Source organism: Thalassobacter sp. 16PALIMAR09 (genome assembly GCF_000765485.1).
Taxonomy (GTDB): Bacteria; Pseudomonadota; Alphaproteobacteria; order Rhodobacterales; family Rhodobacteraceae; genus Thalassobacter; species Thalassobacter stenotrophicus.
This window is the reverse complement of sequence record NZ_JHAK01000001.1, coordinates 583,503-604,083: the sequence shown is the minus strand read 5'-3', so window position 1 is coordinate 604,083 and position 20,581 is coordinate 583,503. Positions and strand designations below refer to the sequence as shown.

The window sequence follows — 20,581 nt, the reverse complement described above, 5'->3', positions numbered from 1 at the left end:
CTAGACGTTCCCGCGACCGGCAAACCGTGCGGCTTCAGTCGCTGCCGCCCGGATCGCCTTCGATTTGTTGACCGTTTCTTGGAACTCAGCCTCTGGGTCGCTGTCATAGACCACGCCACCACCGGCTTGGATGTACAGCTTGCCGTCTTTGATCACGGCCGTGCGCAGTGCAATGCACATATCCATATCACCGTTTGAGGCAAAGTAACCGCAGCCCCCGCCATAGACGCCGCGCTTTTCGGGCTCTAATTCGTCGATGATTTCCATCGCACGCACCTTTGGCGCGCCAGAGACTGTACCCGCAGGCAGACCCGCCAACAGTGCAGACAGTGCATCGTGGTCATCCGACAGTTCGCCCACAACATTCGAGACGATGTGCATGACGTGGCTGTAGCGTTCGATGATGAATTGTTCCGTTGGGCGCACCGTGCCGATTTTGGACACACGGCCCGTGTCGTTGCGACCCAGATCGAGCAGCATCAGATGCTCTGCCAGTTCTTTGGCATCAGCCAATAGATCGGCCTCAAGCGCCTTGTCTTCTTCTGGGGTGGCACCCCGGGGGCGGGTGCCTGCAATGGGTCGGATCGTGACCTCTTGGCCAAAGACCCGCACAAGGATTTCGGGCGAGGCCCCAACCACCTGAAAGCTGCCCATGTTGAAGTAGAACATAAACGGCGATGGGTTCGTACGGCGCAGCGCGCGGTAAAGCGAGAAGGGCGGCAGTGGAAAGTCTTGGGTCCAGCGTTGGGACGGGACAACCTGAAAGATATCGCCTGCGCGGATGTAATCCTTGGCCTTGTCCACGGCGGCTAGATAGTCGGGCTTGGTGAAGTTGGACACAGGGGCGGGCAGGTCGGCTGCCTCTGCCTCACCGCGTGGGGCAGACGGGTTGCGTTCCAACGCGCGCAGGGCATCGGCCACACGTTCCGCGGCCTGGGCATAGGCTGCGCGGGCGTTCAGCCCAGAGCCCACCCATGCAGGGGCGACCAGAATAACCTCACCCTTTACACCATCCAAAACGGCGACAACCGATGGGCGCAGCATCAATGCATCGGGCAGGCCGAGGGGGTCTGGGTTCACATTGGGTAAGTGTTCCACCAGCCGGATCATGTCGTACCCAAGAAACCCAAAAAGCCCCGCCGCAGAGGCAGGCAGATCATCGGGCAGGTCAATGCGGCTTTCAGCGAGGATGGCGCGTAAAGCCGTAAGGGGTGCGTCGGCACAAGGCTCAAACGCATCGGTGTCGTAGCGGGCAGAGCGGTTTAGGCGCGAACTCTCACCCCTGCATTCCCAAACAAGATCAGGCTTCATCCCGATGATCGAATACCGGCCACGCACCTCACCGCCTGTCACGGACTCAAGCACAAATGACATAGGCTCCGCGTCCGCGAGCTTGAGCATGAGGGACACCGGCGTATCCAAATCAGCCGCGATCCGGGCATAGACGACTTGGTTCTCGCCAGCCTCCCAGCCGGCGGCGAAGGCGTCGTAGTCGGGCAAAAGCGCCATGGTTTACAGGCCCCCTTGGCCGATCGATGCGTTGGCGGCATTGATCGCTTGTTGGTTCACGGTCAGGCCTGCGTTGGCTTGTACCGCTTGGCCGTAGGCTTCGAACACGTCTTGGGCGCGGCCGCGTAGGATCGCTTGCTCAAGCGCGTCGACAGTTTGAATAACTTCTGGTGCGCTGCGGTCTGCCGATACAATGCGGTCCACCCGGGCGACAAATGCTGTGGCGTCGGGACCCGCAATCGCGGCGACCTCTCCCTCTTCGAGGACAAAGACTTGGGTTGCCAAGGCACGAGGCGCACCCTCTAGCACTCCGTCACGGGCGAGGCCTGCGATGGTCTCAGTCTCTAGGCCTTGGTCTTCCAATGTTGCTTCACTGTCGGCCAATGCCGTTGCCCTCTCTAATACACGCGCGGCGTTTGAGGCGGCGACCCAGCTGGCGGTTACGTCAGCCTCAATATCGGACAGCGGGGGCAAAGCAGGTGGGATGACCTCTAGCAGTTCAATCGCAAAGACACCGCCGTCAGACAGTTCCAATACCTCGGGGAAGTCCCCGTCTTGGACGGCAGCCGCCGCAAGTTGGAAGGCATCGTAGCCCGCGATCCCATCGCTGTCGCCTTGGCGCCATTCGATGGTTTCAACGTTCAGGTCTGTCTCGGCTGCCAACTCATCAAGGGTGGCTCCTGCCGCGAGCAGATCGTCGATCTCGGGGATGGCATCCGACAGAACGCGGCGCGCTTGGTCGCGGGCGTATTCGGCCCGCAGCACGTCAGCGACGTCCTCAAGCGGAACTTCTGTGGCGGACAACACGGCGTTCACGCGATAGATCGCGGGCCCGAGGTCAGTGTCAACGGGACCAACCAGGCCGGGCTCATCCGAAGCGAATAATGCAGCCGCAATAGCGTCGGACACATCGGATGCCGCCAATTCGCCTTGGTCCACATCGTCTAGCGTCAAGCCACGCTCGGTCACAAGCGCATCGAATGTCGTTATGCCTGCGGTCATCTCGGCCAAGGCGGCATCGGCAGCGGCGCGGTCGGCAAAGCCAAGGCGCTCGGCCAAGACGCGAGGGGGTTGGCTAAACTCATCGCTGCGCTGTTCGTACAGTTCTTGCAGAGTTGCTTGGGGGACGTCGATCGTGCTGAGCAATTGCTCAGGCGTGGCCCAAGCAACCTTGATGCGGCGGGCCTCGGGGGCCGTGAAAACGGCGGCGTTTTCGTCGTAATGGGATTGCAGCTCATCCGCCGAAGGGGCCAGCGGACCCGCATCCAAATCGGCCATCGTGACTGTGACCAGCGTGATGTCGCGGGTCTCAAATTCCCAGTTGGCGATCAGTTCGGCGAAGGTCGAGGACGGGCTGATGCCTCCCAAGACCGCGCCTTGTAGAATATCACGCGCAGTCTCGGAGCGGACTTGGCGTTCAAATTCCCGCTCATTCAATCCTGCGGAGCGGAGCGCAAAGGTATAACCGTCACGGTCAAATGTGCCGTCAACGCCCTGAAAAGCTGGGATCGAGGCGATTTGGCGTGCGACCTCCGCGTCACCGACCGAAATACCTAAGCGCGCTGTTTCGTTATCAAGGGCCGCAGAGGCGATCAGCCGGGCCAGAACGCCACGATCAATCCCAAAGCTTTGCATGTCTGACAGCGACAAAGCCTGACCTGTCTGCTGTTGCAGGTTGCGCTGCTCTTGGCGGATCGCACGGGCATAGGCGTTGGTCGTAACCTCTTGATCACCGACTTCGGCCACAACCCGGACAGAGCCGCCAAAGCCCGTTACGCCAAAGCCCGCAAGCGCAAACATCAGGAGCGCGAGGACACCCCACATGGCAATATTCGACACCTTTTTCGTGGTGGATTTTGTCATCGGGGTCTCCGTTGGAAAGGCTTTGGTTAATGTTGTTTACGCAGCCGCGCAGGGCAGGGCAAGCGGGCGCGGGCGGCTTTAGTGCGTTAGGGCGGACAGCCGTTCAAATAGCGTGGCTATTCCGGCCGCGTCTGCGTTAGCAAAGGCGATGCGCAGGGTGTTTTCTGCCCGGCCAGAGCCGCCCATATCGCGGGTGGGGCCAAACATTGTCCCCGGCAGCATCAAGACGGCGGCGTCCTGCACCAGCGACTTGGCCACCGCATCGGATGGTTTGTCGAATGGGTGAGCCACGTAGGCAAAATAAGCCCCACACCCAAGCAGGCCCCAATCCGGGAGTTTCTTGAACCCTGTCTCCATCGCAGCGCGGCGCGCTAAGATTTCGGTGCGTTCGCCTGCGAGCCACTCACCGAGGTTCTCCATCCCCCAAAGGGCCGCGCGTTGACCCAACTGGTTGGGGCAGATCGTGACGGTATCCAACCACTTTTCGACCTGTGCCATCCGGTCGGTTGCAGCGACGATGGCGCCAACGCGATGCCCGGTCAGGCGGTATGCTTTGGAAAAGCTATAGAGCTGGATCAGGGTGTCGTCCCAATTGGGGTCTTGAAATAGATTATGGGGCGCGCCGGTGCGGCTGTCGAAATCGCGATAGGTTTCATCGACGATCAGGGCCAGCCCATGGGACCGGGCCAGATCAAAGAACGCCTGCATCAACTCAGCGGGGTATTCGACGCCCGCCGGATTGTTCGGACTGACCAAGACGATGGCCCGTGTGCGCGGGGTGATGAGGGCGGCGGCGGCCTGCGGATCAGGCAACAGATCTGTGCCACTTTCGAGGACGCGGCAGCCGATACCCGCCATATCGAGCCACATCTTGTGATTAAAGTACCAAGGGCTGGGAAGGATAACGTTGTCGCCCGCTTGGGCCAGTGTCGAAACCACGGCCGTGAACGCTTGGTTGCAGCCAGAGGTAATGGCCACATTCGCCGGGGAAACCGTACCACCATAGGCGTCGGACCATGTTTGCGCCACGCGTTCGCGCAATGGCTGCAACCCTAGTACGGGGCCGTAAAGGTGCGCGCTGCTGTCGTTTTGAATGATGTCTGCCATGGCCGCACGCAACGGTGCGGGGGGCGGGTCCACCGGAGCGGCTTGACTGAGGTTCAGCAAGGGCCGCTCTGGTGGGAATGTCGTTTCCGCGATCCACCGCCTGGCCTCCATCACGGGAGGCGACAGAGTGGCGGCGAGATCGGGATTTACCAACATATATTTTTCTCAGTAGGTTAGGGGGTGAACTTCATGCCCGCTTAGAACGGGATTTCGTCATCCATGTCCGAGGCACCACCGCCGCCGCCAAAGCCACCACCTTGGTTGCCGCCGCCACCACCGTAGCCGCCTCCGCCGCCACCGTAGTCACCACCACCGCCGCCATAGCCGCCGCCACTACCACCACCGTAGCCACCGCCACCGCCGCCGGAACCACCGCCGCCTTCGCCGCGACCATCCAGCATGGTCAGCTCAGAACGGTAGGGGCGCAGAGCCACCTCAGTGCTGTATTTGTCTTGACCGTTTTGGTCCTGCCACTTGCGCGTTTCCAGTTGGCCTTCGATGTAGATCTTGGAGCCTTTGCGCAGATATTGCTCTGCGACGCGGATCAGCGGCTCAGAAAAGATCGCGACAGAATGCCATTCGGTCTTTTCACGACGCTCACCGCTGTTCTTGTCTTTCCAAGTTTCAGAGGTCGCAATGCGCAGGTTGCACACCTTGCCGCCATTAGGAAAGCTGCGGACCTCGGGGTCGCGGCCAAGATTTCCGATGATGATGACTTTGTTCACGGAGCCTGCCATGGCCGTTCTCCCTTTCGAATCCGTTTGGCGCAGAAAACCATTCGAGGGCAGGGAAGGAAAGGCGCAAAAGCCCCGTGTCTTTCCATGTTGCGAATTATTGTTATATTCACCGGGAACGAGGGACGCGGGGGCGGACAGGATGCGGCTGTTATGGGTGATCATTGCGACGGTTGCGGTGCCGATGTCGGTTACCGCTCAGTCAACCACGGCGTCCAGCTCGAACCGCATGGCTATCTTTGAAAACCAGACGCAGTTGATGGATGGACGGCTGTCCAAACAATACTCCAACTCGGTGCGGTTGCAGCCGCAGAGCTTTGGGGCGTCGGCTGTGGCGATCCCGCGCTACACCGGGTCGATGCAGTCACAGTACCTTCCGACTGCGCGGGAAATGGCGCGCCGTCATGGCATCCCAGAGGACTTGTTCCTCCGGTTGGTTAAGCAAGAAAGCAACTGGAATGCGTCGGCAAAGTCGAGCAAGGGTGCGTTGGGGTTGGCGCAACTGATGCCGGCGACGGCCCGGGATTTGGGCGTAAATCCGCGCGATCCGCGCCAAAACCTCGAGGGTGGGGCGCGCTACTTGGCCCAACAGTATCGCAAATTTGGCAGCTGGCGGTTGGCATTGGCGGCGTATAACGCAGGACCGGGTGCCGTGGAAAAGCATGGCGGTGTGCCGCCCTTTCGCGAGACACGCCATTACGTGAAGGCGATTTTGGGCACATCCTTGGGCTCGTGAACCCATGAAAAAAGGGCGGGGAAACCGCCCTTTTGGAATGTTTGACCGTCTGGAATGCGGCCATATGCGTTGATCAAAGCCTAGCGGGCGACGGGGCCAATCATCATGACCATCTGGCGGCCTTCCATCTTGGGCATGTTCTCAACCTTGCCCAATCCGTCAACGTCACCGGCAACACGCTCAAGCAGCTCACGGCCCAAGTTCTGGTGCGCCATTTCACGGCCGCGGAAGCGCAGCGTGATCTTGACCTTGTCACCGTTCTCTAGGAACTTGTAAACGTTGCGCATTTTCACATCGTAGTCATTGGTGTCAGTGCCGGGGCGGAACTTGACCTCTTTGATCTCGATGATCTTTTGCTTCTTGCGCGCCTCTGCTTCTTTCTTCTGCTGTTCATATTTGAACTTGCCGAAGTCCATGATTTTACACACGGGGGGCACAGCGTTGGGGGAGATTTCTACCAGATCAAGCCCGGCTTCGTCAGCCAGCGACATCGCTTTGGCGGGAGAGACGACTCCAAGGTTTTCTCCTTCCGCGCCGATCAGTCGGATTTCAGTGGCACGAATTCGGTCATTCACGCGCGGTCCCGTATCACGAACGGGGGGCGCATTGTGTGGTCTGCGGGCTATCGGTTTTATCCTTCTATGATCTCCGACTAGAGTGCGCAAAATAGCTGCGAAAACCGGCATCTTCAAGCCGATAAAACGCGAAGTTTGCCCTTGGCTTGCATAACAGCCCTAAAGTCAGCATCTCAAAATGGTGTGGCCCGCTGTTCGGGTCGTCAAAAGGAGCGTGAAGATGTCTCGAGGTTTGATCGTAGGGGCGGTTGCGGTGGTTTTTGGTGCAGTTGGGGCTGTGGTCTGGACGCAATTGGGTGAGATGAACACTCAAGGCGCGGATCCTGCGCCAGTGGTGCAAGTGACACCGCCAGAAGCGGCACCTGAAGCCACGCAGGAGGCTGCGGAAGCGGTGCAAGACGCCGTAGAGGCCACCACAGATGCCGCCGCTGAGGCCGCCAGTGACGCGGCAGAGACGGCGCAAGAGGCTGTGGATGACGCCGTTGAAAGTGTGACGGGTGCTGTTGAAGCTGCCGAAGAGGCCGCATCCGACGCGGCAACAAATGTGACGGACGCAGTTTCCGCTGCTGTGCCTGAGCTCAGCGGACTGGAGGGTTTTTTGACCGCAGATGGGTTTGATGCCGACGGGATCCTTGATGCGCTGGAAAACTCGGATTTGGGTATCCTACAAAAGACCGGACTTTCGGCATTGGTAGAAGAGGCTCGCAATAACCCAGAGCTGGTTGAGAGTGTGATTTCTCAGGTAAAAGAAGCACTTGGGTTGTGAGCTGACTTTAGATTAAAGCAAAAGGGCGGCCCAGATGAGCCGCCCTTTTGTGAATGGTGTGTCTGTCCTAGGCAGAACGCCTCCGCCGGCGAGAAGCCGCGCCAGCGCCCAGCATTGCAAACGCACCGAGCATCATAAAGCCCGATGCGGGCAAGGGGACCGCCGATACTGGTGCCACGGTGCCGCCCCGCGTGCTATAACGCGCTGAGGTCACAAACGTTGTTACATCGCCAACCAGTTGAGTCTCGCCCAAGCGACCGTTTACGCCGTTGCGGGCCTCTGACACTGAAAACGAATAGTCTGACACGACGGCGAAGTAGGTGCCGAGGCTAAGGCTCTGCGCCTCAATCAGCGAGTTGTGCCAAGCGCCCGCTTGGTTACAAAACGACCGAAACCCAACGCGGCAGCTGTCATCATTGCTGGCGATCAAGGGGTCGCTGGCGTCAATTGCGCCATTCCCGTCGCGATCGGCGATCAGGTATAGCACCGGGTCGATGGTTGGACCGTCGGTGTAAATGTCAAACAGGCCCGCTTGGGTCACTTGGAACTGAAGCGTGCTGACGGAGCCGACAGTGCCGGCTTGGGTCAACGTATGGGTGGCCGAAAGGGTAGAGGCCGCGGCTGGACCGCCAAAAAGGGCGAGGCTTGCGGCAACGATGAGCGATGCAAATTTGGTCATGAAATCCTCAGAACGAACAATTGATTGCTCTCTGAGTCGCTCATAACCCGTGTAAATTTGAGACTTAATTCGTGAAACATTGCGGCGTCCCCGTCGCAGGAACGCCACAATTGGGTGTGGGAGCTTAATCGAGGAAGGCTTTTTCAACCACGTAATGCGCGGGTTTTGAGTTTGCGCCTTCTTCCAGCCCGTAGTTTTCGAGCATCGCCTTCAGTTCCAGATTGAACGCGAGATTGCCGCAGATCATGGCCCGGTCCGTTTCGGGCGTGGGTTGGGGCACGCCAAGGTCTTTAAACGCTTCGCCAGAGTTCATCAGGTCGGTGATACGGCCCATCTTTGGGCTCTCTTCACGGGTGGTGGTGGGGTAGTATTTGATCTTTTGCCAAAAACCCTCTCCGATGACCTCTGCGAGCAACTCGTCCTCTTTGAGGGCTTCGATCAGGTCACGGCCGTAGGTCAGCTCACCCACTTCGCGGCACGTGTGGGTGATGATGATTTCATCGAAATCTTCATATGTTTGCGGCTCACGCAACAGCGAGGCAAAGGGCGCAAACCCGGTACCGGTTGCAAACAACCACAGCCGTTTGCCGGGGATCAGCGCATCATGGACCAGCGTGCCCACGGGTTTGGGCCGCAGGATGATCTGATCACCAGGCGTGATGTGTTGCAGCCGTGAGGTCAGCGGCCCATCGGGAACCTTGATCGAGTAAAACTCAAGCTCTTCGTCCCAGCTGGGCGAGGCAATGGAATAGGCCCGCAAAAGTGGCTTGGCCTTGCCGGTCTTGGGGTTTGGTTCCCCCATCAAGCCGATCATCACGAACTCACCCGAGCGGAAACGCATGCTCTGGGGGCGGGCGACTTTGAAGGAAAACAAACGGTCAGTGTAGTGCTTTACCTCCGTCACGGTTTGGGCATCGGGCAAAACGGGGGTAGCTGTGGCGGTGTCGGTCAAGGGCTTGTGCTCGGTCATGGGTATAATCGCACGCAACATACTGCGTGCCCCTCTCGTAGGCTTTGATCTGTCTCAGGGAAAGGCGGCGGGTGGCCGCGCCTTGGCGTAGGTTATCCGCGCATACGATTTTGATAGCTGTGGGTCTGCCAATTGGCGCGGGCCAGCCACTCAGGCTCTGGCTGGCGCTCTGCGAGAGCTTGGGGGATTTCGACCTCATCGAAGCCGGACCGCCGCGCCATCGCGTATTGGTCGGCGATCACGTGGCCATGGGCGCGCAGCCGACCTGTGAACCCGATCCGTCGCAGTTGAGCGGCGATCGTAAAGCCCCGTCCATCAGCAAAGCTGGGGAAATCGACGCGAATGGCGGTGATCCGGTCCAGCAGGCCATCCAGGACGGCCAAATCGGCGTCGGATGCTAGATCCACAGCCAAGGCTGCATCGTTGGCGGGCAGGGCCTCGGGGGGCAAAAACGTGCCGGTGAAATCATCGGCCACAAAGCCTGTGTCTTGGATCAAAACGTTTGTCATAGTCATGTCCTAACCTGCGACCACAGCGCCAGAGGCTGTGCCGCGTTCAGCGCCGCGCGCTGTAAAATGGATACCGCATTCGGTTTTTTCTTTGCCCCGCCACCGGCCAGAGCGTGGGTCATCGCCGGGTGCGACGCGCGATGTGCAGGGCGCGCAGCCAATGGATGGATAGCCCTGCGCCACAAGTGGATGGCGCGGCAGTTTGTTGTTGTCCATATAGTCAGCCACGTCGGCGGGCGCCCAATGGGCCAAGGGGTTCACCTTGATCCGCAGATCGCCGGCCTCAAAGAATTCAAGCGCTGCACGGTCTCCGGATTGAAAGCGTTTGCGCCCGGTGATCCACGCGTCAAAGTCCCCCAAAGCGCGGTCCAGTGGCGCGGTTTTGCGCAAGGCACAGCACGCATCGGCGTCGCGTTGGTGCAGATCCCCTTCCGGGTCGTGGGCAAAGGTTGCGTTCGTGTCGGGCCGGATCAGGCGTACATCCCGCAGGCCCAAGTGCTCCGCAAGGTCCTGTTGATACCGCAGGGTTTCGGGGAACAGCATGCCTGTCTCAAGGAACAGTACAGGCGTGTTGCGGTCCATGACGGACAGCATATGCAACAGCACAACAGATTCCGCCCCAAACGAAGACACCAACGCAATGCGGCCAACGTCCGGATCGGTCAAGGCGCGCGACAGCACGGCAAAGGCCGAATGGTGTTTATACGCGGCGTTGAGGCCTGCGACCCGGTCGGTCATTGGGCCTTCGAAATCAAGCGGCATCGGCTTTGCCCCCTGTGTTCACGGCCGGATAAAGGGCGGCCTTAAACGGCGCGAGGCCGAGGCGGCGATAGGCGTCGATGAAGCGCTCATCCGGACTGTTGCGCAGATCAAGATACGCCGCAATCAGACGCTCAATCGCGGGCACGATTTCATCGTAGGCAAAGCCGGGGCCCGCCCGTTCGCCGACTGCCGCGGTCTCGGTATGGTCGCCGCCAAGTGTGATCTGATAGTTCTCAACCCCGGCGCGGTCCAAGCCTAGGATACCAATATGCCCCACGTGGTGGTGTCCGCAGGCGTTGATGCAGCCCGAGATTTTGATCTTTAGCTCACCAATGTCATGCTCCAGCTTCAGCTCATCAAACCGGGTGGCGATTTGTTGCGCAACAGGGATCGAGCGGGCCGTCGCAAGCGCGCAATAATCCATGCCAGGGCAGGCGATGATGTCCGAGATGAGGCCGATGTTAGAGGTCGCCAAACCATGCGCCTTAAGCGTGGCGTGCAGCGCAGGCAGATCGGCGCAGTGAACATGGGGCAGGATCACGTTCTGCTCATGCGAAATGCGCAATTCGTCATGCCCGTAGGTGCGGGCAAGTTCAGCCATAGCGCGCATTTGTTCGGCCGTCGCATCGCCCGGGGTGTCGCCCTGTTTCTTGATTGAGATCGAAACAATGGCGTAGCCCTGCGCCTTGTGCGCGGTCAGGTTCGTATCCGCCCAAGACCGGAAAACCGGGTCGGCATCATAGGCCGCCGTAAATGGCGCCTCGGATTTCTCGGCAAAATCGGGGGCCGCGAATTGGGCTTTGATGTCCGCCAAAAGGCTCTGATCGACCCCGGTAAAGGCCGGGCGGATTTGCGCAAAACGCGCCTCAACCTGATCGCGGATTGTCTCAATTCCGTTCTCATGCACGGTGATCTTGATGCGGGCTTTGTATTTGTTGTCCCGGCGCCCAAGGCGGTTGTAGATCGATACGATTGCCTCGCAATAGGGCAGCAGGTCGGCCATGGGCAGGAAGTCGCGCAGGACCTTGCCGATCATTGGCGTGCGCCCAAGCCCACCACCGACGATTACCTTGAACCCAGTCTCTCCATCTTGCTCGACCAGTTGCAGGCCGATGTCATGGGCACGGATCACGGCGCGATCAGCCTCGGCCGCGGTGACGGCGATCTTGAATTTGCGCGGTAGGAACTGGAATTCCGGGTGATCGGTGGACCATTGGCGCAGCAGCTCGGCATAGGGGCGCGGGTCCGCGACCTCATCTGCGGCAGCACCGGCAAAATGGTCCGCCGTCACGTTCCGGATTGTGTTGCCCGAGGTCTGCATCGCGTGCATCCCAACGGTGCCCAGATCATCCAACATGTCGGGGATGTCCCGCAGTTTGGGCCAGTTGTACTGGATGTTTTGACGGGTGGTGAAGTGCCCATAGCCTTTGTCGTATTTCGCCGCCAAATGCGCCAGCATGTCCATCTGCGCGCTGTTGAGCGTGCCATATGGGATTGCGACGCGCAGCATGTAGGCGTGCAATTGCAGGTAGACCCCATTCATCAGGCGCAGTGGCTTGAATTCGTCCTCCGTCAGGGAGCCGTTGATGCGGCGTTCCACCTGAGCGCGAAACTGAGCGTTGCGTTCCGTCAGAAATGCGGTATCGAAGTCATTGTATTGATACATTAGTTCAGCTCCGCTTGGGTTGAGGCCTGTTTGCCATGCGCATAGTTCGATGGTCCCGTCGCGCGAAAATCTTCGCGGAAGTGTTTGGGTTGGCCCTCGGGTGTGACATCGGCGAGGTACACGCCGACAACGGTGTCGACTTGTTGCTCGGCCTCGATGAGCCGGATTTGAGCGTCGGCTTCGTTGGTTAGCACTTCTGCCTGCGCAAGGTCGCGCACCCAACCGCCAGACGCGCTGAGGTAGACGACATCGCCTTCGAGCAAGTGGTTGGCGGTCAGAACTTTGGGGGTAAAGGCGCGGGTCATTGGGCGACCTCCTGTAGGGGCAGGGTTTCGACCGCATCAAGTGCGGCGCGCGGCGCGAGGCCGTAAAGAGTGAGGGCAGGACCAGTAACACCCGCCATAGTGTCGGACAGCGTGCCCAACGTCGCAGTATGGATGCGCTGGCCGGGTTGGCTCGCGTGTTCTACGATGGTGACGGGCGTCGCCGGGTCCGCACCGTGCATCGTCAGGCGGCCTTGGATATAGCGTGCGGCCGTGCGGCCCATATAAATCGCGGCGACCTCACCGGGAGTGGCTAGCGCGCGCCAGTCTTGGTCCGCGTAGCCCTTGGTGTCGTGCCCGGTGATCAGGCGCACCGCAGAATTGCGGCCCCGCTTGGTCAGGCTTTGCCCGATGGTTGCAACAGCGGCAGAGGCGGCGGTGATACCGGGGATGATCGTGTAGCTGACCCCTGCGGCGGCAATCGCATCCAACTCTTCATCCAGACGGCCGAACACGGTGGCGTCGCCGGCTTTGAGGCGCACGACATGTGCACCGGCGCGCGCGTGCTCGACGATCAGAGCGTCAATATCACCTTGCGGTGTCGAGGGGCCAAACCCAGTTTTGCCCGCATCAATGATCGTGGCTTCGCGACGGGCCAGCTCAAGAATTGTATGTGGCACGAGGCGGTCGTGGATGACGACATCGGCCTTGTCCAACGCCTTGCGCGCCTTGAGCGTCAATAGATCAGGATCACCTGGACCCGCGCCAACCAGATCAACATGACCGACCTTTTGTGATTTATTCAGGGCGTTTGTCAGATGATCTTTAAGTGCTGGGATGACCGCGTCTTCGCCCAGTTCCAACGACTTGGGACCGTGGTCAAAATAATACTCAGCCCAAAAATCGCGCCGTGCTTTGCCGAATGGCAGGACCTCAACTGCGCGGCGAAATGTTTTGCCGATACGGGCCAAGGTGCCCAGTTGCGCTGGCAGCTTTTCCTCAAGGTCACGCTTAATTGCGCGGGCCAGAACCGGGGCGGCACCTTCTGTGCCGATGGCCACGACAACGGGGTCCCGGTCGACGATTGCCGGTGTGATGAATTGGCTGTCGGCAAGGTTGTCGACGATGTTGACGCGCGCGCCATCGCGGTGGGCTATATCGGCTACGCGGGCGTCTTCGGTCGCATCTTCGTTGGCGGCGTAGAACAGGACGGCACACATGGCATCGCCGGGTTCCATTCCGCGGGGGTGCAGCGTTAGGCGGTCTTGCTGGGCCCACGTCTGGATTTCGGGTGCAGGGTCTGCGGCGAAGACGGTGATGTTGGCTTCGGTCTTGAGCAGGAGGCGCAGTTTCGCGAGAGCCGCGTCACCGCCGCCGGACAAAACGATGCGCCGTCCCGCGACGGCCATAAAGATGGGGAAGTGTTGCATTGCGTGCCTCTTCGGTTCCCTTGCAATATAGAACAATGTTCTGGTTTATTGCACCGTATCCGCGTAGATAAGGAACAACGTCCCGATCCTGTTCGGATTTGGAATGAGTGTTTGGAAAAACCGGAGAATACGGAATGGCGATGCGCCTTGATGAGACAGACAGGAAAATTCTTGCGGAGCTGCAAGCGGACGCCTCACAAAGTCTTGATGAAATTGCCAAGAAGATTGGGTCTTCGAAGACGCCAGTTTGGAACCGAATCCGCAAGATGCGCGAAGGCGGGGTGATCAAGGCGACCACCGCCGTTTTGGATGCAGATGCCTTGGGGCTTGAGGCGTGTTTCTTTGTCTTGATCCGCACGTCCGAGCATGAGGCAGAGTGGCAGGCCAAGTTCCTGAAAGCGCTCATGGCCCGGGATGAGGTACTGGAGGCGCACAGGCTCGCTGGGGAAATTGACTATATACTCAAGGTGCGGGTCGCGAATGCGCGGGCCTATGATGTGTTCTATCAGGCTCTGATCTCAGAGGTGCGGGTGTATAACGTGACCGCGCTGCTTTCGATGGAAGAGATTAAATCCACCACCGCTTTACCGCTGTAGGCGGGCCAATTCCTCTGCAATGAGGGCGGTGCCGGTGGGTATGGCGGTCGAGTCGATGGATGAATACCCCAACCGGTAGTGGTTTTGTCCACGCGCGTCGCCGGGCCGGAAAAAAGCGGCGCCCGGTTCGATCAACACGGACCTTGCACGTAGGCGCGCGGCCAAGTCATCGGCAGACACCCCGTCCGGGGTCCGCATCCAAACGCTGGACCCGCCAAAGCCATTGCGCCCCGCAGGCTCCAACCCATTGCGCGCAAGGCTTTCGTCCAGCACCTCACGCCGCGCGCGAAAGGCGCGGGCGGTGCGTTGAACCTGCGCATCATAATAGCCGTGGGTCAGGTAGTAGGCCGCAAAGCGTTGGATGTGACCGGGAGGGTGGCGCAAAACCAGCCCCCGCAGCGAGCGCGCTTCGCGGATGACGGGGGCCGCCGCCACCATGTAGCCCAACCTAAGCCCCGGAAAGAGCGACTTGGAAAACGAGCCGATGTAAATCACGCGCCCATCCGTATCGAGCGATTTGAGCGCGGGGGCAGGGCGGGTCATAAAGCCCAGCTCGAATTCGTAGTCGTCCTCAACGATCAAGAAATCATCGTCCTGTGCGCGTTTCAAGAGCGCGCGGCGACGGTCCAGCGGAAGGGTCGCAGACGTGGGGCAGTGATGCGACGGCGTGGTGAACAACACGTCTGTCTCGGGTGGGATGGTTTCGGGGCGTAGGCCCGCGTTGTCCACGGTTAGCTCAGTCGTATTGCATCGGCTTTGGGTAAGGATATCGCGCAAAACAGGATAGCAGGGATACTCCATCGCCGCTGTTCGGCGTTGCGTCAGAAGGACCTGCGCCGCCGTCCAAAGCGCGTTTTGAGCCCCAAGCGTGATCAGGACCTGATCAGGGCGCGCCGAAATACCACGACGCGGCAGGATAAGGCGGATGATCTGAGCAACCAACTCCGGGTCATCGGCCTCATAGGCGTCAGCGGTTAGGGCGTCGAAATCTCGCCGCCCCAAGGCCTGCATCGCGCAGCGCCGCCAGCTTTGATGATCAAAGAGGCGCTGATCAGGTTGGCCGTAGATGAAGGGATAGCGGTAGTCGCGCCAAGCCTCGGGCCGCGAAATCGTAAGGGATGTGCCAATCCGCCCGCCCAAAGTGCGCGACCAATCCACCGTTGATGGCCCGGCAGGCGGGGGCAGCGTGTCGACCGGTGCGGGTGCCTGATCTGACACGAAATAGCCTGAGCGTCCGCGTGATGTGAGGTAATCGTTCGCCACCAATTCGGTGTAGGCGAGGGTCACGGTAATGCGGCTGATCCCAAGGTGTGTCGCAAGTTTGCGAGAGGACGGCAGTCTGTCGCCGGGACGGAACCTGCCACCTAGAATGCCATCCGTCACAAGGTCCTGCACCTGACGCTGGAGCGTGCCGGTGTTGGTGGGATTAAGCAGAAAGGATTCGACGGCGATAGACATGTGGCTCTACCCTTAGTCAGAATTTGGACATAAAGGTAGAGCCTTTGTTGGACCTGCTACGTACCGGGTCTGGACTTAAGAAAATACGCGGGTCAGGGCCTTGTCGACGCCAGCCGTGATCTCATCAATGTCGTCCGCAGTCGAGATCAACGCCGGCGAGAAGCACAGCGTATTGTTGAACCCGGGCAGCGACCGGTTGGTCGCCCCGATGATCAAGCCTTGCGCCATGCAGTCGGCCACGACGGCTTGGACCTTCTTTTCATCGGCGGGCTCTTTGGTGGTGCGGTCAGCAACCAATTCTGCGCCACAGAACAAACCCTTACCGCGCACGTCACCGATGACACGGTGCTTTTCCGCGAGGCCCTGCAGGTTGTTCACAAACCGCTCACCCATAGCGATTGTGTTCTCAAGCAGGTTTTCACGGACAATGATGTTCATGTTCGCGATCGCGGCGGCCGGGCCCGCTGTGCAGCCCCCAAATGTCGAGATGTCGCGGAAATAATGCAGCGGGTCCGACACGTCATCCTTGAACATCTCGAACACGGCCTCGGTGGTCACAGTGCACGAAATCGCGGCATAGCCAGAGGCCACGCCCTTGGCCATGGTGACGAAATCAGGCTCAATCCCGTAGTGCTGATAGCCAAACCAAGTGCCCGTCCGGCCGACGCCGCACACGACTTCATCGATATGCAAAAGGACGTCGTACTTTTTGCAAATCTCCTGAACGCGGGGCCAGTAGCTAGGGGGTGGGGTGATGACACCGCCGCCTGCAGTGATCGGCTCAAGACACAAAAGACCAACCGTATCAGGGCCTTCGCGCAGGATGACCTCCTCGATCGCGTTGGCCGCGGCGATGCCGTAATCCTCTGCGTCGGGGAATTGGTTGCGATACTCAAGGCAATGCGGAACCTCAACGAAACCGGGGGTGTAGGGGCCGTATTGGGCGGCGCGCTGCGGCTGACCTGTGGCGGACAGGGCTGTGATCGTCGTGCCGTGATAGTCGCGTTCGCGGTAGAGTACTTTGTATTTCTTGCCGCCGTGCCGCAATTGGCTGATCTGGCGGACCATCTTGAAGACCTTCTCATTGGCCTCAGACCCCGAATTCGAATAATACACGCGGCTCATGCCGGGCATTTTATCGATCAACATTTCAGCGAACTGCGCACCGGGAATCGAGCCTGCGGAGTTCGCAAAGTAGTTCAGCTTGACCAGCTGGTCGCGCACGGCATCTGCGATTTCTTCGCGACCGTAGCCCACGTTTACGGTCCAAACGCCGCCCGACACCGCATCAAGGTGCTCTTTTCCTGTGGCGTCCCACACGCGCATGCCCTTGCCCTCAACGATAATGCGCGGGTCATTGGTTTCGAGCGGCTTGTGGGGGAGCAGATGGTGCCAAACGTGGGCGCGGTCGGCCTCAATCACGCTGGAGATGTCATTTGGAATAGCAGAGGGCGGTGCGGCAGTGACGGACATTTGACAAGACTCCGGTCAAAAAGATGCATTGGTTTTCGGCACTCTGCCTAAGGGCGAGGCGGCAATATAGGGCCAGATGTAATTACGCAATATATCCAAATATTGTCTGGCAAATGTTGGGATTGCCATTCGCGACAAAGCCACCCTAAGCTGCGGCCAAGGATACTGTAAATGTATCCATCAGGATGGCCTGGGCATGACCTTGGGTGGCCTGAACAACGCAAAACCGGGAGACGTATTATGCGTATAAAATCCAAACTTATGGGCGCCGTCGGGGCCCTCGCGATGCTGACAGGTGCTCAGGCTGCGATGGCTGGTGGCCACGGCGGTGAGATCACTGTCGCCTACTTCCTCGAGTGGCCGATGCCATTCCAGTACGCCAAAGCCAACGGCATCTACGAAGAAGAAATGGGCGTCAAAATCAACTGGGTGTCGTTTGACGCCGGTACCGCAATGTCCGCTGCGATGGCGTCGGGCGACGTGCAGATTTCTGTCAGCCAAGGTGTGCCGCCCTTCGTGGTCGCTGCATCCGCAGGCCAAGACATCAAAGCCGTCGACGTTGCTGTGAGCTACTCGGAAAACGACAACTGCGTCGTGTCCTCCGCGCTCGAAATCGACAAAACCAACGTGATGGACCTTGAGGGCAAGCGCGTTGCTGTGCCACTCGGCACTGCCGCTCACTACGGTTTCCTGAGCCAAATGAACCACTTCGGCGTCGATATCTCGAAGCTGGAAGTTGTTGACATGGCCCCTAACGAATCCGCGCCTGCGTTCGCACAGGGCTCGCTGGACATGGCATGTGGTTGGGGCGGTTCGCTGCGCACCATGCTGGATCACGGCAACGTTCTGCTGACTGGCGCAGAAAAAGAAGACCTGGGCATTCTCGTGTTTGACGTGACATCGGCACCTGCTGATTTCGTCGCCGAAGAGGGTGAGTTGCTGTCCAAGTTCCTCAAGATCACTGCAGATATGAATGATCGTTGGAATTCCGGTGCTGCGGCTCAGGCTGAAATGCTGCCCGTCATTGCAAAAGACGCGGGCATGGACGAAGATGCGACAGCAGCCACAATGGCCACGTTCGTCTTCCCCTCTGCTGAGGATCAGCTGTCCGAGAAATGGCTCGGTGGTGGTGCTGCTGACTTCATGTCCGGCGTGGCCGGCGTGTTTGTTGATGCAGGTTCGATCCCATCGGCTCTGGGCACTTACGCTGACGCCGTAGATACGGCTCCTTTGGCTGCTGCCAAAGGCATGTAAGTCGCATTTTGGGCCGCGCGGGCAATCCGCGCGGCCTTTTTCTATTGTCTGACCTTTTCAGAATTGGAGACCCCGATGACCACCGGGCTCGCAATCGAGAACCTCTCGATGCGGTTTGACCTTCCTAACGGAGGTCATGTGCAAGCATTGAAGGATGTGTCCCTTCAGCTTCAAAAAGGCGAATTAATGAGTGTGCTGGGCCCCTCGGGCTGCGGCAAGACCACGCTTTTGAACATTGTCGCAGGGTTTCTTGCGCCGACCGCAGGGAAAATCGTCCTGAACGACCACACGGTCCAAGGCCCCGATGCCGAACGCGGTATGGTGTTTCAGCAGGGTGCTTTGTTCGAATGGATGTCGGTGCGCGACAACGTCGAGTTTGGCCCCCGGATGAAGGGCACCCCCGAGGCGGAGCGGCGCGAAAGCTCGGATCACCTGTTGGAAATCACCGGTCTGGGCGATTTCAAGGATAAGGCGATCTATGAATTGTCCGGCGGGATGCAGCAGCGTGTGGCTTTGGCCCGCTGTCTTGCGAATGACCCCGACGTGATCTTGATGGACGAACCGCTTGGCGCGCTGGACGCGTTGACGCGCGAAAAGATGCAAGGCCTCGTCCTGAAGCTGTGGAAGGAAACCGGCAAGACCGTCATCCTGATCACGCACTCTGTAGAGGAGGCGTTGCTGCTGGGGGAACGTTTGTTGGTCATGGCACCGCGTCCGGGTCGTATCCACAAAGAATACCGTCTGCCATTTGCAGAGATGGGTGTGAACTCGGACCTGCGCGATGTCAAAAAGGACCCTCGGTTTGCTCAAACACGTGAGGAAATTCTTGGCATGATCTGGGAGATGGAAGAAGAAATCATGGGTCGGGCGGAGGACGCATAAATGACTGCTCTTGTTATTCTGCTCGCATACGTGGCGTTGTTCGTTGCCTCGATGGTGATTGTGAACACACTCACCGCGAAAAGCCGCCCCAAGGATTTCACATCGCTCAAGACGGTGACATTCGGTGACGAAAGCGCCGTGCGCCCGAACAGGTTCGCCTCTGTTATCTCGGTGGTTGTTCTGTTCATGATTTGGGGGGCGTTTACAGGCTCTGTAATCTCTCCCATCCACGTGCCCGGCCCGTTTGAGGGCGAGACATCGTTCGAATACACCGCGCAAAATGGTGCGGGCGAAACGGATGACGCCGAAGTACGAGTCATCGTCTTTCCAGTCGGCACTGAGGTCGATCCACCCGAAGTGGCCCCCGGTGACGGCTTTGCCCTGAACGACAGTGATGAGGTGGGCGTTTGGCGTTCCAAGCTGATCCGTGTGCAGGCCAATGACGTCGGCTCCAAAGAAGACGGCTATGCTATTATCGCCGTGAACGGTGAGGCAATTGCCCCCGGCGGGTCCGTCAGCGTGGCTGACGGTCAGGTCAATATGACCGACAAAGGCTCGCTCAACTTCATCCCCGCGACTGGGTTGCAAATGCAGCCCCTGTATCTGCCATCGCCAGAGCGTGTGGTTGAGGCGATGTTCGAAGTCGCGACAGATGGCTTCCGCAACTTTACCTTGGTCGAGCACCTTGGTTGGTCGCTGATCCGCGTGTTGGGAGGCTTTGCCCTCGGGGCGTTGGTCGGTATTCCGCTTGGCTACGCCATGGGCCTCAGCAATTGGTTCCGCGGTTGGTTCGACCCGATCGTTGAGTTTATGCGCCCTGTGCCGCCCTTGGCACTGATCCCGCTGATCATCATCTGGTTCGGGATTGATGAAACCGGCAAGATCGTTTTGCTGTTCCTTGCGGCGCTTTGGATCATGGCGATTGGCGCGCGGGCAGGGGTGTCTGGTGTGAACATTACCAAGGTCCACGCGGCCTACTCGCTGGGTGCGTCCAAGTGGCAAATCTTGCGCCACGTGATCGTGCCCAACTCCCTGCCGGAGATTTTCACGGCAGCCCGGGTCGCGATGGGCGTCTGCTGGGGCACCGTTGTGGCGGCTGAACTGGTGGCCGCAAATGTCGGTGCAGGCATGATGATCACCGCCGCGAGTAAGTTCCAACAGACCTACATCGTGGTGATGGGGATCATCCTCATCGGGATCATCGGCTTCGGTATCGATATCCTCATGCGCAAAGCGGAGAATTGGCTCGTGCCTTGGAAAGGCCGAAGCTAAGTTCGACATATATTATCAAAAGGGCGCCGCGTGGCGCCCTTTTTTGTGGGTGGCGTCGACTTGCGGGATATCATGTG

General features: G+C 59.3%; 20 protein-coding genes. 6 read left to right on the top strand and 14 right to left on the bottom strand.

Going from position 1 to position 20,581, the window contains the following annotated elements:
* The 4 genes from trpE to ssb all read right to left on the bottom strand — a co-directional run bounded on the left by trpE (position 1) and on the right by ssb (position 5,216).
* Complete coding sequence (gene trpE / locus PM04_RS02945) at positions 1-1,509, bottom strand: anthranilate synthase component I (protein WP_038003482.1); 1,509 nt, start codon at positions 1,507-1,509, stop codon at positions 1-3.
* Positions 1,510-1,512: 3 nt separating this feature from the next.
* Entirely contained in the window at positions 1,513-3,372 is a 1,860-nt protein-coding gene (locus PM04_RS02940; RefSeq protein WP_038003480.1) for a peptidylprolyl isomerase, read from the bottom strand.
* A 78-nt stretch (positions 3,373-3,450) separates the two neighbouring features.
* The gene (locus tag PM04_RS02935; protein ID WP_038003478.1) at positions 3,451-4,635 is read right to left on the bottom strand and encodes an aminotransferase; all 1,185 of its coding nucleotides are present in this window, start codon (positions 4,633-4,635) and stop codon (positions 3,451-3,453) included.
* Positions 4,636-4,676: 41 nt separating this feature from the next.
* The gene (gene ssb / locus PM04_RS02930) at positions 4,677-5,216 is read right to left on the bottom strand and encodes a single-stranded DNA-binding protein (protein WP_038003476.1); all 540 of its coding nucleotides are present in this window, start codon (positions 5,214-5,216) and stop codon (positions 4,677-4,679) included.
* Between the two features lie 139 nt (positions 5,217-5,355).
* On the opposite strand from ssb, the gene PM04_RS02925 reads away from it, so the two are divergent.
* On the top strand, positions 5,356-5,949 hold the full coding sequence (locus PM04_RS02925; RefSeq protein ID WP_038003474.1) for a lytic transglycosylase domain-containing protein: 594 nt from the start codon (positions 5,356-5,358) through the stop codon (positions 5,947-5,949).
* Between the two features lie 80 nt (positions 5,950-6,029).
* Here the strand turns inward: PM04_RS02925 and infC are convergent, their stop codons facing one another.
* On the bottom strand, positions 6,030-6,575 hold the full coding sequence (infC, locus tag PM04_RS02920; protein ID WP_038003882.1) for a translation initiation factor IF-3: 546 nt from the start codon (positions 6,573-6,575) through the stop codon (positions 6,030-6,032).
* A 169-nt stretch (positions 6,576-6,744) separates the two neighbouring features.
* Here infC and PM04_RS02915 point away from each other — a divergent pair, with 169 nt between their 5' ends.
* Positions 6,745-7,290: a hypothetical protein gene (locus PM04_RS02915; RefSeq protein ID WP_052068409.1), complete on the top strand. Its 546-nt coding sequence runs from the start codon at positions 6,745-6,747 to the stop codon at positions 7,288-7,290.
* 67 nt (positions 7,291-7,357) lie between these two features.
* Here PM04_RS02915 and PM04_RS02910 read toward each other — a convergent pair whose 3' ends face one another.
* From PM04_RS02910 to cysG, 7 genes are all read right to left on the bottom strand, one after another.
* A complete protein-coding gene (locus PM04_RS02910) occupies positions 7,358-7,969 on the bottom strand; it encodes a DVUA0089 family protein (protein WP_038003472.1) in 612 nt (203 codons plus the stop codon).
* 124 nt (positions 7,970-8,093) lie between these two features.
* Positions 8,094-8,960 carry a ferredoxin--NADP reductase gene (locus tag PM04_RS02905; RefSeq protein ID WP_116904088.1) on the bottom strand — a complete coding sequence of 289 codons (867 nt, stop codon included), beginning with the start codon at positions 8,958-8,960 and terminating at the stop codon, positions 8,094-8,096.
* Positions 8,961-9,031: 71 nt separating this feature from the next.
* Positions 9,032-9,448: a DUF934 domain-containing protein gene (locus PM04_RS02900; RefSeq protein WP_038003470.1), complete on the bottom strand. Its 417-nt coding sequence runs from the start codon at positions 9,446-9,448 to the stop codon at positions 9,032-9,034.
* Between the two features lie 9 nt (positions 9,449-9,457).
* Entirely contained in the window at positions 9,458-10,210 is a 753-nt protein-coding gene (locus PM04_RS02895; protein ID WP_038003468.1) for a phosphoadenylyl-sulfate reductase, read from the bottom strand.
* A complete protein-coding gene (locus tag PM04_RS02890) occupies positions 10,200-11,876 on the bottom strand; it encodes a nitrite/sulfite reductase (protein ID WP_038003465.1) in 1,677 nt (558 codons plus the stop codon). The genes PM04_RS02895 and PM04_RS02890 overlap by 11 nt, the downstream gene beginning before the upstream one ends.
* The gene (locus PM04_RS02885; protein ID WP_038003463.1) at positions 11,876-12,181 is read right to left on the bottom strand and encodes a DUF2849 domain-containing protein; all 306 of its coding nucleotides are present in this window, start codon (positions 12,179-12,181) and stop codon (positions 11,876-11,878) included. Before PM04_RS02885 ends, PM04_RS02890 begins: the two co-directional genes overlap by 1 nt.
* Positions 12,178-13,569: a siroheme synthase CysG gene (cysG, locus tag PM04_RS02880; protein ID WP_038003461.1), complete on the bottom strand. Its 1,392-nt coding sequence runs from the start codon at positions 13,567-13,569 to the stop codon at positions 12,178-12,180. The genes PM04_RS02885 and cysG overlap by 4 nt, the downstream gene beginning before the upstream one ends.
* A 134-nt stretch (positions 13,570-13,703) precedes the next feature.
* Here cysG and PM04_RS02875 point away from each other — a divergent pair, with 134 nt between their 5' ends.
* Positions 13,704-14,165, top strand: coding sequence for an Lrp/AsnC family transcriptional regulator (locus PM04_RS02875; RefSeq protein WP_038003459.1), 462 nt, complete (start codon positions 13,704-13,706; stop codon positions 14,163-14,165).
* Here the strand turns inward: PM04_RS02875 and PM04_RS02870 are convergent.
* Complete coding sequence (locus PM04_RS02870; RefSeq protein ID WP_038003457.1) at positions 14,154-15,623, bottom strand: PLP-dependent aminotransferase family protein; 1,470 nt, start codon at positions 15,621-15,623, stop codon at positions 14,154-14,156. The genes PM04_RS02875 and PM04_RS02870 overlap by 12 nt on opposite strands.
* A 75-nt stretch (positions 15,624-15,698) precedes the next feature.
* Positions 15,699-17,096, bottom strand: coding sequence for an aspartate aminotransferase family protein (locus tag PM04_RS02865; RefSeq protein WP_052068408.1), 1,398 nt, complete (start codon positions 17,094-17,096; stop codon positions 15,699-15,701).
* A 240-nt stretch (positions 17,097-17,336) separates the two neighbouring features.
* On the opposite strand from PM04_RS02865, the gene PM04_RS02860 reads away from it, so the two are divergent.
* The 3 genes from PM04_RS02860 (at position 17,337) to PM04_RS02850 (ending at position 20,504) form a co-directional block, all read left to right on the top strand.
* Positions 17,337-18,350 (top strand): ABC transporter substrate-binding protein, encoded by a 1,014-nt coding sequence (locus tag PM04_RS02860; protein ID WP_038003455.1) that lies wholly within the window; start codon positions 17,337-17,339, stop codon positions 18,348-18,350.
* 75 nt (positions 18,351-18,425) lie between these two features.
* Positions 18,426-19,232 (top strand): taurine ABC transporter ATP-binding protein, encoded by an 807-nt coding sequence (locus tag PM04_RS02855; RefSeq protein WP_038003453.1) that lies wholly within the window; start codon positions 18,426-18,428, stop codon positions 19,230-19,232.
* Complete coding sequence (locus tag PM04_RS02850; RefSeq protein WP_038003451.1) at positions 19,233-20,504, top strand: ABC transporter permease; 1,272 nt, start codon at positions 19,233-19,235, stop codon at positions 20,502-20,504.
* Positions 20,505-20,581 lie beyond the last annotated feature (77 nt).